Source organism: Vibrio galatheae, from assembly GCF_000967545.1.
Taxonomy (GTDB): Bacteria; Pseudomonadota; Gammaproteobacteria; order Enterobacterales; family Vibrionaceae; genus Vibrio; species Vibrio galatheae.
Genome location: NZ_JXXV01000016.1, coordinates 208,547 through 223,968, shown reverse-complemented (window position 1 = coordinate 223,968; position 15,422 = coordinate 208,547). Strand labels below are relative to the sequence as shown.

General features: G+C 45.0%; 17 protein-coding genes. 10 read left to right on the top strand and 7 right to left on the bottom strand.

Annotated elements, in window-relative coordinates; genetic code table 11:
* Nucleotides 1-315: 315 nt before the first annotated feature.
* Both cls and TW81_RS09560 read left to right on the top strand, forming a co-directional pair.
* Nucleotides 316-1,770 carry a cardiolipin synthase gene (gene cls / locus TW81_RS09565; RefSeq protein ID WP_045955486.1) on the top strand — a complete coding sequence of 485 codons (1,455 nt, stop codon included), beginning with the start codon at nucleotides 316-318 and terminating at the stop codon, nucleotides 1,768-1,770.
* Between the two features lie 62 nt (nucleotides 1,771-1,832).
* Entirely contained in the window at nucleotides 1,833-3,038 is a 1,206-nt protein-coding gene (locus tag TW81_RS09560) for a cystathionine beta-lyase (protein ID WP_045955485.1), read from the top strand.
* Nucleotides 3,039-3,058: 20 nt separating this feature from the next.
* Here the strand turns inward: TW81_RS09560 and TW81_RS09555 are convergent, their stop codons facing one another.
* The 4 genes from TW81_RS09555 to pspA all read right to left on the bottom strand — a co-directional run bounded on the left by TW81_RS09555 (nucleotide 3,059) and on the right by pspA (nucleotide 5,197).
* Nucleotides 3,059-3,634: a DNA-3-methyladenine glycosylase I gene (locus TW81_RS09555; protein ID WP_156980935.1), complete on the bottom strand. Its 576-nt coding sequence runs from the start codon at nucleotides 3,632-3,634 to the stop codon at nucleotides 3,059-3,061.
* Between the two features lie 193 nt (nucleotides 3,635-3,827).
* Entirely contained in the window at nucleotides 3,828-4,217 is a 390-nt protein-coding gene (pspC, locus tag TW81_RS09550; protein WP_045955483.1) for an envelope stress response membrane protein PspC, read from the bottom strand.
* On the bottom strand, nucleotides 4,210-4,443 hold the full coding sequence (gene pspB, locus TW81_RS09545; RefSeq protein WP_045955482.1) for an envelope stress response membrane protein PspB: 234 nt from the start codon (nucleotides 4,441-4,443) through the stop codon (nucleotides 4,210-4,212). The genes pspC and pspB overlap by 8 nt, the downstream gene beginning before the upstream one ends.
* An 85-nt stretch (nucleotides 4,444-4,528) precedes the next feature.
* Nucleotides 4,529-5,197 (bottom strand): phage shock protein PspA, encoded by a 669-nt coding sequence (pspA, locus tag TW81_RS09540; protein WP_045955481.1) that lies wholly within the window; start codon nucleotides 5,195-5,197, stop codon nucleotides 4,529-4,531.
* Between the two features lie 204 nt (nucleotides 5,198-5,401).
* Here pspA and pspF point away from each other — a divergent pair, with 204 nt between their 5' ends.
* The 7 genes from pspF (at nucleotide 5,402) to TW81_RS09505 (ending at nucleotide 12,533) form a co-directional block, all read left to right on the top strand.
* On the top strand, nucleotides 5,402-6,391 hold the full coding sequence (pspF, locus tag TW81_RS09535; RefSeq protein WP_045955480.1) for a phage shock protein operon transcriptional activator: 990 nt from the start codon (nucleotides 5,402-5,404) through the stop codon (nucleotides 6,389-6,391).
* Between the two features lie 115 nt (nucleotides 6,392-6,506).
* Complete coding sequence (locus TW81_RS09530) at nucleotides 6,507-8,126, top strand: ABC transporter substrate-binding protein (RefSeq protein ID WP_045955479.1); 1,620 nt, start codon at nucleotides 6,507-6,509, stop codon at nucleotides 8,124-8,126.
* Nucleotides 8,126-9,088: an ABC transporter permease gene (locus TW81_RS09525; RefSeq protein WP_045955478.1), complete on the top strand. Its 963-nt coding sequence runs from the start codon at nucleotides 8,126-8,128 to the stop codon at nucleotides 9,086-9,088. Before TW81_RS09530 ends, TW81_RS09525 begins: the two co-directional genes overlap by 1 nt.
* Nucleotides 9,075-9,962, top strand: a complete 888-nt coding sequence (sapC, locus tag TW81_RS09520; protein WP_045955477.1) for a putrescine export ABC transporter permease SapC — start codon at nucleotides 9,075-9,077, stop codon at nucleotides 9,960-9,962. Before TW81_RS09525 ends, sapC begins: the two co-directional genes overlap by 14 nt.
* Nucleotides 9,962-10,960, top strand: coding sequence for a peptide ABC transporter ATP-binding protein (locus TW81_RS09515; RefSeq protein WP_045955476.1), 999 nt, complete (start codon nucleotides 9,962-9,964; stop codon nucleotides 10,958-10,960). The genes sapC and TW81_RS09515 overlap by 1 nt, the downstream gene beginning before the upstream one ends.
* Entirely contained in the window at nucleotides 10,957-11,742 is a 786-nt protein-coding gene (locus tag TW81_RS09510; RefSeq protein WP_045955475.1) for a peptide ABC transporter ATP-binding protein, read from the top strand. The genes TW81_RS09515 and TW81_RS09510 overlap by 4 nt, the downstream gene beginning before the upstream one ends.
* 8 nt (nucleotides 11,743-11,750) lie before the next feature.
* A complete protein-coding gene (locus TW81_RS09505) occupies nucleotides 11,751-12,533 on the top strand; it encodes a DUF2927 domain-containing protein (RefSeq protein WP_045955474.1) in 783 nt (260 codons plus the stop codon).
* Here TW81_RS09505 and TW81_RS09500 read toward each other — a convergent pair.
* From TW81_RS09500 to TW81_RS19350, 3 genes are all read right to left on the bottom strand, one after another.
* The gene (locus TW81_RS09500; RefSeq protein WP_045955473.1) at nucleotides 12,530-12,907 is read right to left on the bottom strand and encodes a DUF2750 domain-containing protein; all 378 of its coding nucleotides are present in this window, start codon (nucleotides 12,905-12,907) and stop codon (nucleotides 12,530-12,532) included. The two genes, TW81_RS09505 and TW81_RS09500, sit on opposite strands and share 4 nt — an antisense overlap.
* A 69-nt stretch (nucleotides 12,908-12,976) precedes the next feature.
* Nucleotides 12,977-13,882 carry a manganese-dependent inorganic pyrophosphatase gene (locus TW81_RS09495; protein ID WP_045955472.1) on the bottom strand — a complete coding sequence of 302 codons (906 nt, stop codon included), beginning with the start codon at nucleotides 13,880-13,882 and terminating at the stop codon, nucleotides 12,977-12,979.
* A gap of 109 nt (nucleotides 13,883-13,991) precedes the next feature.
* Nucleotides 13,992-14,165 (bottom strand): hypothetical protein, encoded by a 174-nt coding sequence (locus TW81_RS19350; RefSeq protein WP_162197055.1) that lies wholly within the window; start codon nucleotides 14,163-14,165, stop codon nucleotides 13,992-13,994.
* 12 nt (nucleotides 14,166-14,177) lie between these two features.
* Between TW81_RS19350 and TW81_RS09490 the strand changes: the two genes are divergently transcribed.
* Entirely contained in the window at nucleotides 14,178-15,383 is a 1,206-nt protein-coding gene (locus tag TW81_RS09490; protein WP_045955471.1) for a putative manganese transporter, read from the top strand.
* Nucleotides 15,384-15,422: the final 39 nt, after the last annotated feature.

The following is a 15,422-nucleotide window of genomic DNA, read 5'->3' as shown; positions in this document are numbered from 1 at the left end:
TTAAAAGTGGTGTATATTTAGTTTTACACTTAATAAAATTATCAGTGACGCTAACGTTGTGGCAAGTAAAGCAGTTTAAGATTAAAATTGGAACCCCCCATTAGTACGTTTTTCCATCAAAATTGTAATTAATATGTTTAAATGCTGATTTTTTAGCCTTTAACATCAACTATACACTAATTTTTACAATCTAATAACACAATCATTCTTTTTACTTCCATACTACTTCATCACGATCTGAACTCATTTCTTGCTTGTCGCCACTCCCTCAGAGATCTACTATTGAGAAGCATTGCATTACCTCTAGGTTACTGAATGGAAAAGTTTTATCACTTTCTTACACTGGCAGGGATCGGTTTGTACTGGATCTTAGTCGCTGGTGTCACGATTCGCGTGGTACTGAAACGTCGCGCAGTGAGTGTTTCGCTGGCTTGGTTGATGATTATTTATATCATCCCAATTTTAGGCGTTGCCTGCTATTTTCTATTTGGTGAACTTAATCTAGGACGCAAAAGAGCTGAGCGCGCAAAAGAGATGCTTGCGCCTTTTGCCGATTGGTTTTCACTGCTTAATGACTGTCATGCCCATGCGCCGGAAAACTTTGGCCGCCATATCTATCGTATTGACGAGTTGTGTAATAATCGCTTTGGGCTGCCAGCACTTTCCGGCAACTCACTATCATTGCAAAGCTCGCCCGACGAAATTTTACATTCAATAATTGAAGACATTGAGAACGCCCAAACGAGCATCCGGATGGTGTTTTATATTTGGCATCCAGGCGGGTTAGCTGACTCCGTTGCCTCAGCATTGATACAAGCGGCGAAAAGAGGCGTAGATGTAAAACTCCTACTTGATTCGGCTGGCAGTCACCGCTTTTTGCGCAGTGAATGGGAGAAGATGATGCGCACGGCAGGAATAGAAGTCGTACAGGCTCTGGAAGTGAGCCCATGGCGGATATTCTTACGTCGCCTAGACTTACGCCAGCACCGTAAAATCATCGTCATCGACGAGAAAATTGCCTATACAGGTTCAATGAACTTGGTCGACCCTGCCTACTTTAAACAAGATTCAGGTGTGGGCCAGTGGATTGATATTATGATTCGCGTCACTGGCCCAACCGTCAATGTACTATCAGCCATTCATTGTTGGGATTGGGAGGTCGAGACAGGCGAGCGCACATTCCCTTCGCTGCCAGAGTGTCGTATCGATCCTGATGAGCCTCAGCATCCAGTTCAAGTCGTACCATCTGGCCCAGGAATGCCAGAACACTTAATTTCCCAAGTGCTCACGCTTGCCATCAATCAGGCTAACCGCTCGGTTCGTATTACCACACCTTATTTCGTACCCAGTGCCGATCTAGTTGCGACGCTAAAAATGACTGCACAGCGTGGCATCAACGTCGAACTTATCATTCCGCACAAAAATGATTCTGTCATGGTCCAGTGGGCTTCACGCGCTTTCTACAGTGAACTGCTTAGCGCGGGAGTAAAAATCTATGAATTTTATGGTGGGTTGCTGCACACAAAATCTGTGGTTATCGATGAGGAGTTCTGCCTTGTCGGAACGGTTAATATGGATATGCGAAGCTTGTGGCTAAACTTCGAACTGACATTAGCCATCGATGATCTTGAGTTCACCAAAGAAATGTACTGGCTGCAACAAAGCTACATGGATGATTCGCACTTGGTCGATATCGACCAATGGAAAAATCGCTCAATGTATTCTCGCTTTTTAGAGCGCGTTTTCTATCTGTTCAATCCCCTGCTTTAAACCCTTGCTATTCAAGCGGTGCCATGTTTTAAATAAAGTAAGCTATTCGATAAGGACTTCAGATGTCAGAAAGTAAACAGACCAAGTTTATCACTGCTGGTCGGGACAAAAAATGGACCAACGGCGTCGTTAACCCTGCCGTGCAAAGGGCTTCTACCGTTGTGTTTGATACGGTAGCTGAAAAGCATCACGCCACTGTCAATCGCGCGAATAAAACACTCTTCTATGGTCGCCGTGGCACAACGACCCATTTCGCATTTCAAGATGCGATGACAGAAATCGAAGGTGGTGCAGGTTGCGCCCTCTACCCATGTGGCACAGCCGCAATCTCCAACGCCATTTTGTCGTTCGTTGAAACAGGTGATCATGTGTTGATGGTCGACACTTGCTACGAACCAACGAGAGACTTTTGCGATAAGATTCTGAAAAAGCTAGGGGTAGAAACCACCTACTATCCACCAACCATTGGTGAAGGAATACGTGAACTGGTTAAACCAAACACCAAAGTGTTGTTTCTTGAGTCTCCCGGTTCGATCACCATGGAAGTGCAAGACGTGCCAACGCTTGCTCGTATCGCTCATGAGCAAGATATCATTGTCATGCTCGACAATACATGGGCCGCAGGGGTGAACTTTTCTCCGTTTGATCACGGGGTCGACATTTCCATTCAAGCCGCAACTAAGTACATTGTTGGCCACTCTGATGTAATGCTGGGCACAGCTGTCGCAAATGAAAAATGCTGGGATCAGTTACGTGAGCAAAGCTATCTGATGGGCCAATGTGTATCTCCAGATGACGCCTATCTTGGCTTACGCGGTATTCGTACCTTAGATGTCCGCTTACGCCAGCACGCTGAAAACAGCCTTAGAGTTGCCCAGTGGTTACAAAGTCGTCCAGAAGTCGACCATGTCCGCCATCCGGCGCTAAACACATGTCCTGGCAATGAATTCTTTGAACGCGATTTCACTGGCGGTAACGGTTTGTTTTCATTTGTATTGAAAACTAGCTACCCACGAGCAACAACAGCACTGCTTGATGGTATGAAGCACTTCAGCATGGGTTATTCATGGGGCGGTTTTGAAAGTTTAATTCTCGCTAATGAACCAAAGAGCTTTAATAGTCTTCGAACCGTAGCAAACCCAAACTTTGAGGGTACGTTAATCAGGGTTCACATCGGCCTAGAGAATGTTGATGATCTAATTGCGGATCTAGAAGCGGGGCTGGCACGTTATAACGTCTTGTTGGCTGAGAAAAAAGTAACATTATAAGTTTGCTATACCAAGAGCGCTTACGCGCTCTTTTTCTTTGCAGGGCAATGTTGAAGATGATCATCGACTAAGCCTGCCGCCTGCATAAAAGCGTACACAGTAGTTGGCCCGACAAACTTAAAACCACGCTTTTTTAGGTCCTTGCTAATCTGCTTTGATAAATCTGTACTCGACGGTAACTCAGACATTTTCTGCCAATGATTTACTATTTGGCGGTTGTCGACATAACGCCAAAAAAAGGCATCAACCGAACCAAACTCAGTTTGAATTATTCTTAACTGTTGAGCATTGTTTATCACAGACTCAATCTTACCGCGGTGACGTACGATCTCTGGATTGATAACCAAGCGTTCAATATCATGTTCTGTCATCTGACACACCCTATCGATATCAAAACCATAAAACGCCTGACGGTAACCCTCACGTTTTTTAAGAATGGTTGTCCAACTTAGACCCGCTTGGGCGCCTTCAAGGCTGAGTATTTCAAACAAACGATTATCATCGTGAATAGCCACCCCCCACTCATTGTCATGGTACTCTTTATCTAGCTCTGACACGTTGGCCCATGCACAGCGTTGTTGTTCCATTGTCCTGATCCCTTGTTTGTCGATGAAAAGCGACCATCAAATGGAGTGAATTGAGGCGCTATAGAGTGACAAAGATAGATGAAAGATATCTCTCATGCTATCACTCAAATAGAAATTTATCGGTTAGTTCATACAGATAAAATTTCTCAGCCTTGAGCCTTCAACTCACCTAAACAGGCTGAAGACTCATAGTCAATTGTGGCTACAGAGATTTGAATTCTTTATTAACTTTAAAGGAGTCAGAGGTGACGTACGCTTCCATATCGCGAATTTGATTCTCTAATTGATGAAAATCTTTCTCGATCGTGTTGAGCAACACGTCAGGGGTTTGACCTTGCTGCCAAGGCTTATTTTTCAACTTGTGTTCCTGTTCAGTTTTGATTGACTCAACGTAATTTTTGGGCTGTTTCTCGATCATGAGCGTCATCGCAATATAGGCTAATAACACTAAAAAACTGCCACCGAGTAAAGCGGCGGAAATAACCAATATCCGCACTAACCATACTTCCAAAGCAAAGTAGTTAGCGATACCAGCGCAAACACCACTAATTTTGCCATTCACAGTATCACGGTATAGTTCGCGTTTATTCATAACGACGCCTCCAACTCGGTGATTCCGCATCTAGGATACGCTCAAGAGTGTCGACGCGGCTTTGCATATTGGCGGCCTTCTCTGATAACGCCTCAAGTCGCTGCATATCTTCTTGTGATAACCCAGTACTGGCTTTTTTTTGACTGCGGTAGTGCAAAAAAAGCCACAGCGGGGCAACAAAAATTAAAAAGACAATCAGCGGACCAGCAATGAAAAATGACGACATAAATAACTCCTTGGTGACAAGTAGATAACTCCAACTACAGCGTGTGAATTATCTACTCTACTAACTTAACAAATTCAAATTAGAATTACTTTTTCTCTTCCATTTGCTGCTTGAGTTTTTCTAACTCCTTTTCGATCTCATCTTGAGCTTGTAGCTCGGCAAATTCTTGGTCCAACGATTTTGCATTGCCCGTTTTCGCGTACAGATCAGCTTCGGCTTCCATTTCATCAATTTTGCGTGAGTACTGCTCAAATTTAGCCATCGCCTCACTAGTGCGGGCCGTATGCAGATGTTTCTGCACATCTCGACGGTTGGATGCGCTTTGACTGCGAATCGCTAACGCCTGCTGTTTTGCGCGGGTTTCGGTAATTTTCGTTTCGAGCTTGCCGATCTCGCCAGTCAGTTTATCGATCGTCTCTTCGACAAGAGTTTGCTCAGTGTGGAGTCCCTTGAGCATATCTTGCAGTTTCTGCTTTTCAATCAGTGCCGCACGAGCAAGATCTTCGCGTTGTTTTGTTAGAGCGAGAGTCGCTTTTTGCTGCCACTCTTCAATCGAGTCTTCAATCAACTCCACTTTACGTGACAACTCCTTTTTATCGGCAATCGCTTTCGCTGAGTTGGTGCGTACCTCAACTAAGGTGTCTTCCATCTCCTGAATGATTAAACGAATCATTTTTTCAGGGTCTTCTGCTTTGTCGAGTAGAGCACTGATGTTTGAATTAACGATGTCGGCGAATCGAGAAAAAATACCCATAGCTAGGCTCCTTGTTTATTACAATCAGGCTATGCCATACATAACCTTCGAAAAATGGTTTCACTTACTATGGTTTAATACTCCAAGTAACGTGCCAACATTTCAATCTATAAAAATCAGAAACTTATAAATATTTCCTTTGCAATCGCTTTCTAACTGTGTTGAATTTAACCTACAGTTGGTAAATTTCACCACGGAGTCACTATGCAGCAAAACCTTATCGGCGAGTCCCCTGCCTTTCTCTCGGTCCTAGACAAAGTGTCAAAACTGGCGGCGATCAACCGACCAGTTCTGATCATAGGAGAGCGAGGAACAGGCAAGGAACTGATTGCTCAGCGTCTCCATTATCTTTCAAAACGCTGGGATCAGCCTTTAATATCGCTCAATTGCTCGACCCTGAGCGAAGGTCTGATTGACTCGGAGCTGTTTGGTCATGAACAAGGTTCATTTACTGGTTCAAAAGGGCGTCATCAAGGCAGATTTGAACGAGCAGAAAATGGCACACTGTTTTTGGATGAACTCGCAACAGCACCACTGCTGGTGCAAGAGAAACTGTTACGAGTGATTGAGTATGGTCAATATGAGCGAGTCGGCGGTCACCAGCTTCTTAATGCCAATGTACGTTTAATCTGCGCCACCAACGCTGATTTACCGAAAATGGCCAGCGATGGAACATTTCGCGCCGATTTACTCGACAGACTAGCGTTCGATGTTATTCACTTGCCACCACTTCGCGAGCGAAAGGAAGACATTCTCTTATTGGCAGAGTATTACGCGATAAAAATGTGTCGTGAGTTGGAGCTGGAATATTTCATCGGTTTTTCACAGCAAGCACAACAAAGCTTGCTCGATTACCCTTGGCCCGGCAATGTACGTGAATTAAAGAATGTTATTGAACGCGCCGTCTATCAGCACGGTTCGCAAAATGAACAAATCGATCAACTGGTGTTTGACCCTTTCCAATCCCACTGGGCTTCGGCCAAGACAGAAGAAACAGACCAAACGACGCAATCATTGAACTTCCAATTACCAATTGACTACAAGCAGTGGCAAGAACAACAAGACCAACTCATACTTAGTGAGGCTCTAAAACAAAGTCAGTTTAATCAGCGTAAAGCCGCCGAACTGCTTGGCTTAAGCTATCACCAACTTAGAGGCATGGTGCGAAAGTATGACTTAAACAATCTTAGCTAGCTGACACATTTGTGTTTTTGCTTTGGTTACTGCAGGCAAATAGTGGTAAATTATTAGGATCTTAAGGCATAATGGTGAGTTCTATTGTGCTTCGTCCCAGACACTTGTTCTTTCTATGAAAGCATTCATTCAGTTTACATTAGGTTTATTTAGCCTCGGCTTGTTAGCAGGTTGTGGTGAAGAGATTGATCACGAGAAAATTCGCCAAAAGGGATTTGTCTATTGTGGTCAAGGGGGGCCTGAGTCATTCAACCCTCAGCTCGTCGACAGTGGTATCACAACTGAAACACTGAGTCCTCAGTTGTTTAATACTTTGCTAACACTTGATAGCACTACCTATCAGCCTGTTCCGAGTCTCGCAACCATGTGGACTGTAAATAGCGAAGGCACTGAATACCTGTTTACCTTACGCAATGATGTCCAGTTTCAAACCACAGCTTGGTTTACCCCATCGCGCCCAATGAATGCAGAAGATGTCGTATTCAGTTTCAAACGCATCATAGATAGTAGCCATCCATTTCACTATGTGGGCAGTGGGCTTTATCCGTGGTTTAGTGGTATTGACTTTCAAAACCTGGTAGTGGATATCGAAGCCATATCAAGCCACCAAGTCAAGTTCACTTTAAGTCGGCCTGACAATAGTTTTCTTTCCAACATTGCGACCAGTCACGCCGTGATCCATTCCAAAGAATACGCGGGGCAGTTGGAACTCAAAGACGAAAAAAGCATGCTCGACAGCCATCCTGTCGGTACTGGCCCTTTCTACCTTGCAGAATATCAAGTCAACGATCTCGTCCGTCTTAAGAAAAACAGACGCTACTGGGAAGCTGCCCCAAAAATGGAACAGGTGGTATTTGATATATCTCAACGTGGGACAGGGACGTTGGCTAAATTACTAAGAAACGAGTGTGATGTCCTTAATTCTCCTCTTTCCAGCCAGTTACCTATCATTAAAGCGTCTTCTCATGTTGAGCTAACCGCTAAACCAGCGATGAATCTCTCTTTTATCGCTGTAAATACTTCACATCCTGCATTAAACGACGCTCGAGTACGCAAGGCGCTCAACTATGCCATTAACCGCCAGAACATCTTGGACTCGGTTTACTATGGTACAGGTAGCCAAGCTTATTCTGTTTTGCCTCCATCGTCTTGGGCTTACCAAAAAGACGCCATTCAAATACGTTATGATCGCAATTACGCCATCGCACTATTGCGAGAAGCTGGCTACAGCAGTGGGCTCGAATTGACGATGTCAGTTCCCTTGGAGCCGCGCTCGTTTAACCCAAGTCCAAGAAAAACCGCGGAGTTGATTCAAGCAAACCTCGCTGATGTGAATATCAAACTTAATTTACTGACCGAGGATAGATTTGACCGTAGCAGCTTGAGCAGCAATGCCCATATTGATCTCTATCTAACTGGTTGGATTGCAAATACGGGTGACCCAGATAACTTTTTAAGACCGCTTCTGTCTTGCGATTCAAAGCGAGTCGGACTCAATGTATCGAGTTGGTGTAACTCAGATTTTGACTTTCTACTCGACTTAGCGCTCGAAGTAGATAAGCCTAGATACCGACAGAATCTCTATAAGCAGGCTCAGAATATTCTTAATGAAGAATTTCCTGTGATACCGCTTAACCATGGCATGCAATTGCAAGCCCATCATAAGTCGTTGAGAGGCTTTAAAAACAGCCCTTTCAATGCACAACCATTTAATACAGTGGAGCGAGTTAAGTAATGCTGTTGTATTCGGTAAGACGCTTCAACCTCTTCATCATCACCCTACTCATTCTAACCATGGTAGGCTTTAGCATTTTGCGGCTAGAACCCAACTCACCGTGGGCAATTCATGAATTTTGGAGCGGATGGTTGGTATATATTGGCGAATTAATGCAATTCAACCTTGGGGTGACAAAGCTAGGCACTCCCATCATCGATGAGTTAAGCATCGTCTTCCCTGCTACGTTAGAGTTGGTTTTTCTGGCCTTTATGATCTCACTGATGATTGGCATTCCCATTGGTACACTAGCGGGGATGAAACAAGGCAAGTGGATCGACACAGCCATTTCATTTACTTCGATGTCTGGCTATTCAGCCCCCCTATTTTGGGTTGCTCTGCTGATGATCATGGTGTTCTCGCTTCACTTTCAGGTTTTTCCGGTCGCAGGGCGCTATGATCTGCTCTATCAAATCGATCATGTCACGGGTTTTGCCCTAATTGATGCATTTTTTGCCAGTGGCGAATATCGCGCTCACGCTTTACAGAGTGTTCTTGAGCACTTGATTTTGCCGTGTTTGGTACTTGCACTGGCACCAACCACACAAGTCATTGGTTTAATGCGCGCGTCTGTCGCTGAAGTAATGGGACAAAACTATATCCGCGCGGCACGAATTAAGGGCTTATCAACCCATGAGATTGTGACTCAACACGTATTGCGAAATGCGATCCCCCCAATCATTCCTAAGATTGGTGTTCAATTATCGAGTATGTTAACTCTAGCGATTATTACCGAGTCCATTTTCAACTGGCCGGGGATCGGGCGTTGGTTGTTAGATGCGCTTTCAAATCAAGATTACGTTGCAATTCAAGCCGGCGTTATTGTCGTGGCAACATTTGTACTGACGGCCAATATTCTGTCTGATTTGATTGGCGCCATGATCAACCCACTGGTAAGGAAGGAGTGGTATGCTAAGCGATAATATTTATCAGGAAGAGCGTATCCCGACTCAGTTCGAGCGATTCTGGCGTAGTTATCGTGCCAACAATCTTGCCATGTTCGGGCTATGGTGTTTGCTGATTCTGTGTGTCATTACCTTGTTCTCACCTTGGCTAACCCCGCACGATCCTCAAGCGCAAAGTGGCGAATTGCTTATTCCACCGTCTTGGAATCCAAGTGGGACAGTAGAATACTTCCTCGGTACCGATGACTTAGGCCGTGACATTTTATCGCGTTTGATCGAAGGCTCTCAATTAACCTTTGGCGCGGCGTTATTGATTACCTTTATCGCTACCATAGTCGGTTGCGTGATGGGCGTGATTGCTGGGATGACCAAAGGACTAATGTCCAGTGTATTGAACCACTTACTCGATACCGTGATGTCGATACCATCGCTGCTGCTGGCGATCATTTTTGTTGCTTTCCTTGGCTTTGGCGAATTCAATATCCTTCTCGCGATCTGCTTGGCACTGATTCCGCGCTTTGTTCGCTCGGTATACATTGCGGTTCATACTGAAGTTGAAAAAGACTACATCATGGCCGCACGTCTTGATGGGGCAAATCAGTTCTACCTGCTTTGGAACTCAATATTACCTAACGTGCTGGTTGTTATTGCGTCAGAAGTCACGTTAGCTTGGTCTATCGCGATCTTAGACATCACTGCACTTGGTTTTCTTGGCCTCGGCGCACAAGCACCGAGTACCGAATGGGGCGCCATTCTGGGTGATTCAGTAGAGCTTATCTACCTCGCCCCTTGGACTGTGACTCTACCCGGGCTTGCGATTATGTTTACCGTAATCATAATTAACTTAGTGGGTGAAGGTACGCGCCAAGCACTCAATGCAGGGATCGAATAATGCCACTGTTAGATATTCGACATCTCACCATCGAGATTGAGACACCCCAAGGTTTAATGAAAGCGGTTGACCGCATGAGTTTGACTTTAAATGAAGGGGAAATTCGCGGCCTAGTTGGAGAGTCAGGCTCAGGAAAAAGTCTGGTTGCCAAAGCCATCGTGGGCGTTTGTAAAGACAACTGGAAAGTCAGTGCCGACCGGATGCGGCTCGGTAATGTCGACCTACTGCAACTAACCCCCAAAGAACGTCGCCGTGTGATTGCGCGCGATGTCGCGATGATTTTTCAAGAGCCGTCGACCTGTTTAGACCCCTCTGAAGAAGTGGGTAAGCAATTAATTGAGTCCATCCCCTCTCGATCATTCGAAGGCAAGTGGTGGGAACGATTTAAATGGCGTAAGAAACAAGCCGTTGCTTTGCTCCACAAGGTAGGTATCAAAGATCATCAACGCATAATGGAGAGCTTTCCGTACGAATTGACGGATGGAGAGTGCCAAAAAATCATGATTGCTATGGCGATCGCCGCGAAACCAAAGCTGTTGATTGCTGATGAACCCACCAATGATTTGGACCCCATAACTCAATCGCAAATTTTGCGCTTGTTAAGTCGTATGAATCAATTACACAACACGTCGATTTTGTTGATTGGTCATGACCTCACGACGATAACTCAGTGGGCGAATCGCATTACAGTGATGTATTGTGGACAGTCGGTCGAATCGGCTGACACCGCTAAAATCCTAGCGAAGCCTAAGCATCCGTATACAGTAGCACTGCTAAAAGCGATGCCTGATTTCAACGAATGGATTCCGCATAAGGAGAAGCTACAATCGCTTCCTGGCACTATTCCTCCACTGCAGCACTTACCGATAGGCTGCCGACTAGGCCCACGCTGCCCTTATGCGCAGCGTCAATGTGTTGAAATACCGATGACACGTCGCATTAAAAATCACAAGTTTGCCTGCCACTTCCCACTTAACATGGAGAAGAAAAAAGCATGAGTGCCTTATTAGAAGTCAATGAACTTTGTAAAACGTTTGTGACTCGTTCAACCTTGTTCCGCAAAAAAGTTCAACAGGCGGTCAAACCTGTAAGCTTTAGTCTTGAAGCAGGCCAAACCATCGGATTTATTGGTCAAAATGGTTCAGGCAAGTCTACTCTTGCAAGAATGTTGGCTGGGGTAGTAGAGCCAACATCGGGTGAAATTCGCGTCAACGGTGAGCGCCTAGAGCACGAAGATTATTCCACGCGCTGCAAGCTGATCCGAATGATTTTCCAAGACCCGAACACCTCATTAAATCCGCGCATTCAAATTGGCCGCATTCTAGAAGGTCCATTGAAGCGAAACACCAGCATGCCCCCTGAGGCACGTATAAAGCGCGTCAAAGAAACTCTGCTCAGAGTCGGCTTATTGCCAGAACATGCGTATTTTTATCCGCAGATGCTTGCAACAGGCCAGAAACAACGTGTGTGCCTAGCACGCGCGCTTATCTTGCAACCTTCGGTCATTATCGCAGATGAGGCTTTGAACGGCTTGGATATGGCCATGCGTTCGCAAATCATCAACCTATTTCTTGAGTTGCAAGAAGAGATGGGGGTTTCCTTTGTCTATGTTTCACAACACATTGGGATAATGAAACATATCACGGATAAAATCATGGTGATGCATGAAGGAGAAGTCGTTGAAAGTGGCGACACACAAGAAGTTTTGAACTCCCCTCACCACCCAATCACCCAAAGGTTAGTCGAAAGTCACTTTAACAAAGCCACTTGCTTTAAATAGGCACTCAGATGCTAAATAGGGCCATCGTTATTCTGTTGATGCATTGGGCTAGTTTCCCTGCACTGGCGTACATCAACCAGCAAACATGGCTTGACCCGCAGTTTGTCGAGAATGCATTTATCAACGTGGCCCTGCGCAACGAATATTCTGCGGGCAGTAAGCCGCTGGTGAAATGGAATCAACCTGTAAAGGTGTGGGTTGAGCACAAAGTGGCCGACCAAGCTTTACACGATCAACTCACTGATGCGCATTTACGCGACTTGCAGCAGATAACTGGTCACTCAATCAAGCGCGTCAACTCACGTGACCAAGCCAATATCGTTTGGGTTTTCACCCAAGAGTCTGAATGGCGTAGAGATATTGAAAAAGAACTTGGCAAATCGGCTCTTGCCAATGTACATGGGGCCATTTGTAAAGCAGGTTATCAGGTAGGAAGAGATAGAGCCCTATCTCATGCGGCGATTATTATTCCTGTCGATCAAGCCCGTGGTCACGGCAAATTGCTCGCTTGTATTGTAGAAGAAGTAACTCAAATTTTGGGCTTACCCAATGACTCTGAAAGTGCCTTCCCTTCCATTTTTAATGATGAAACTCCTGAAGACTTGTTGTCGCCGCTCGATGTGATACTACTTAAGCTATTGTATGAGCCGCAGCTCAAAGCTGGTATGAGCGAAAAGCAAGTTCGACCTATAATTCGTAGGCTGTTAGCCCAATACAAAAAAGACGGCACGTTAAAACGCGCCGTCTCTACTGCCAAACAGGGGGAGCTTTTTCAGCTTATTGGTTATTAAGCATTACGCTTTTTAAGCTCAACTTCAAACTCATCGGGGTAAAGTACCACCCCTTCCTCATTATCGCCAGGAAAGACAACAACAGATAGTTCATCATCTTCTAATCCACACGTCCAACGGCTGAACCATTTCGCGGTCGAAATAGGCTCTGCTTTACAATGTTCCCAATCCCCAGTCGCCCATTGCTCGGCAAACTCTTGGTGCGGCCATACTGGTACACAATCTTCGTCTTCAGTATTTAGCATCACGCAACCGTGCTCATCGGTCAAAATCCAGACTTTACGGTTGTTGGCAATCTCTTTAAGGCAGTAGTTAAATCGCTCATCCGAGCGCATTTTGTTGACGGTTTCTAGCAGTTCATTAGATAGTGGCATCGCACTCTCTCCTAAATAAAACGCCCATGGCATAACCATGGGCGTTAGAATTACGTTCTAAAGATAGAATTAAGCAAGCTCAGTTTGCAACCAAGGCCAACCTTGTTTTTTACGGCTTAGCGTATTTTCCATCATCAGCATGCCATCTTTCTCATGCTTAACTAGCTTCTCTGCCCACTCACCTTTGTAAAGTAGACGAGTTTGAGCTGTAGTGATGTCTGTTAACATAACCGCAGCAAACGCTAGACCTTGCTCAGCACAACGGTTCTCTAGATCCGACTCAAGTGCTTCAATCATGCCGTCAACTTGCTCAAGTGTTGCTAGTTCAACTTGGCCAACAACCACATCACGTCCGTTGAATGGGTATCCTTTAAGATCTTTTTCAACCAGTTGAGCAGCACTTAGACCTTCGATATCAGTCTTAGCAATCAGTAGATCTTTGATGAAGGCATCGACATCGTTCACGTCAGCGATTTTCGCTAACTCAGCAACAGCATCTTTGTCTTTTTGCGTACAAGTTGGAGATGCAAAACCAACAGTGTCAGATAGGATAGCTGACATCATTAACTTAGCGATCTGAGGCTTAATTTCATGGCCTTCAATCTTGAACATGTTAAAGAGTACAGTATTAGTACAACCTACCGGCCAGATCCAAGCTTCCATAGGGTTGATGGTCATCACGTCACCCAGACGGTGGTGATCGACAATACCTAGAATCTCAGCGTCAGCCACATCATCTGGAGCTTGTGCTAGATCGGAATAGTCAACTAACCAAACTTTCTCACCAGCAACTGAAGTACGTAGCTCAGGAACGCCTGCGCCAGCGACTTCTAGAATGTGTTGAGTTTCACGGTTAATTTCACCTTGGCGAATAGGCATTGCTTCTTCACCGCGAGCTTTCAGTAACTCAGTGGCTACCAATGCACTACAGATACTATCGCTATCAGGGTTCTTGTGACCTACAACTAGAATCATCTTTTTTCCTATCTGACTAAATTTTTTCCCGACACCGGGTAATTACTCACAAACCCGATATATTACCGGATTTTGATGATTTGTCATCGGTTGGATAGAGAATATTTCGTCATAAGCCATGACCAACATTCTTCATCAAACCTCGCCCTTCCTTAAGTTTAGCACTAATCCCCACACACTCAGTATCAACCACACAATCATCCAGTAATAGGTTACGCATTTCCATAAAGTTATTGCAAATAATTCTCATTAGCATATATTTGATAATAATTCGTATTTGCATGTTTGATAGCCTATGGATACTTTACGATTTCACTTCACTTCACCACCCTGGCTGGCGACTTCTCAATTTCGTCTCGCCTACAAGCGGCTGTTACTTCCGATTGTGATGATCAGTTTAATAATCAGCGACACCACTCGCGCAGTCACGGTAAATACTTTATCCGACGCGTTCTGGGCCGTATCAAGCTACGTCGCATTAACTCTTGCCATCTATCACTATCTTGCGCTGCTGTTCAGTAAACAAAATCGCCTCGTTGACCTGTACCGAGGTTCACGTGGTCATCAGGTGTTGTTTGCTGCTTTACTCGGCGCTCTACCTGGTTGTGGCGGCGCAATTATTGTCACCACGCAATTTGTCACTGGCAGAGTGGGATTTGGTGCAATGGTCGCTGTTTTAACTTCGACCATGGGCGATGCGGCATTTCTCCTATTAGCCAGCCAACCTAGCGTTGGTGTTGCTGTTGTCGGTGTTGGCGTGTTAGTAGGTTGTCTTTCAGGCTGGTTGGTCAATTGCATTCATGATGATAGCTTCCTGCGCCCGTTGGTTATATCTGATAGTAATCACTTAGGCTGCAACAGAGAAAGCTCAACTGGTATCGAACAAAAAATGATTAATCTGCAAGGCGCGTTTTGGAAGTGGTTACTCGCACCTGCAGCTATTATCGCGTTATTGGGTTCTTTTCAAGTCGACATCAATCCACTGCTTTCGTTGCCAAATATGACCATTGAGTGGATTGGTTCCATACTTATCATCGTTAGCATGTTGTTGTGGTCCTTAACTAAAGAGATCAATGATTACGAATCAACCGTTACTGAAGACACGAAACAAATCTCATCTCACCCAATACAGAAAGCAGCGCAAGATACCAACTTTGTTACCGCTTGGGTTATTGTCGCTTTCTTACTGTTTGAACTAGTCACCTTCTTTGGACAAATTGATTTGGCTGCCACTTTCTCTGACTGGGGAGTCTGGATGCCATTGGTAGGTTTAGCCATTGGCATGTTGCCTGGTTGTGGGCCTCAAATACTGGTTACCAGTCTATATATTTCTGGTGCAGCACCACTGTCAGCGCAATTAGCGAACGCTATCTCAAATGATGGTGACGCCTTATTTCCCGCGATTGCATTAGCTCCTAAGGCCGCGTTAGTCGCGACCCTCTATTCTGCTCTGCCTGCTTTAATTGTTGGCTACAGCTTCTACTTTTTATGTGAGGTGTAGAGTTAAAACGATCGCTACAAAAAACAAAAGCCGCAATAT

Excerpts from the sequence above, each read along its gene's own strand:
- cls (WP_045955486.1), top strand. The coding sequence starts at position 316 with ATGGAAAAGTTTTATCACTTTCTTACACTGGCAGGGATCGGTTTGTAC.
- TW81_RS09560 (WP_045955485.1), top strand. The coding sequence starts at position 1,833 with ATGTCAGAAAGTAAACAGACCAAGTTTATCACTGCTGGTCGGGACAAA.
- pspC (WP_045955483.1), bottom strand. The coding sequence starts at position 4,217 with ATGAATAAACGCGAACTATACCGTGATACTGTGAATGGCAAAATTAGT.
- pspB (WP_045955482.1), bottom strand. The coding sequence starts at position 4,443 with ATGTCGTCATTTTTCATTGCTGGTCCGCTGATTGTCTTTTTAATTTTT.
- pspA (WP_045955481.1), bottom strand. The coding sequence starts at position 5,197 with ATGGGTATTTTTTCTCGATTCGCCGACATCGTTAATTCAAACATCAGT.
- pspF (WP_045955480.1), top strand. The coding sequence starts at position 5,402 with ATGCAGCAAAACCTTATCGGCGAGTCCCCTGCCTTTCTCTCGGTCCTA.
- TW81_RS09530 (WP_045955479.1), top strand. The coding sequence starts at position 6,507 with ATGAAAGCATTCATTCAGTTTACATTAGGTTTATTTAGCCTCGGCTTG.
- TW81_RS09525 (WP_045955478.1), top strand. The coding sequence starts at position 8,126 with ATGCTGTTGTATTCGGTAAGACGCTTCAACCTCTTCATCATCACCCTA.
- sapC (WP_045955477.1), top strand. The coding sequence starts at position 9,075 with ATGCTAAGCGATAATATTTATCAGGAAGAGCGTATCCCGACTCAGTTC.
- TW81_RS09515 (WP_045955476.1), top strand. The coding sequence starts at position 9,962 with ATGCCACTGTTAGATATTCGACATCTCACCATCGAGATTGAGACACCC.
- TW81_RS09510 (WP_045955475.1), top strand. The coding sequence starts at position 10,957 with ATGAGTGCCTTATTAGAAGTCAATGAACTTTGTAAAACGTTTGTGACT.
- TW81_RS09505 (WP_045955474.1), top strand. The coding sequence starts at position 11,751 with ATGCTAAATAGGGCCATCGTTATTCTGTTGATGCATTGGGCTAGTTTC.
- TW81_RS09500 (WP_045955473.1), bottom strand. The coding sequence starts at position 12,907 with ATGCCACTATCTAATGAACTGCTAGAAACCGTCAACAAAATGCGCTCG.
- TW81_RS09495 (WP_045955472.1), bottom strand. The coding sequence starts at position 13,882 with ATGATTCTAGTTGTAGGTCACAAGAACCCTGATAGCGATAGTATCTGT.
- TW81_RS19350 (WP_162197055.1), bottom strand. The coding sequence starts at position 14,165 with ATGCAAATACGAATTATTATCAAATATATGCTAATGAGAATTATTTGC.
- TW81_RS09490 (WP_045955471.1), top strand. The coding sequence starts at position 14,178 with ATGGATACTTTACGATTTCACTTCACTTCACCACCCTGGCTGGCGACT.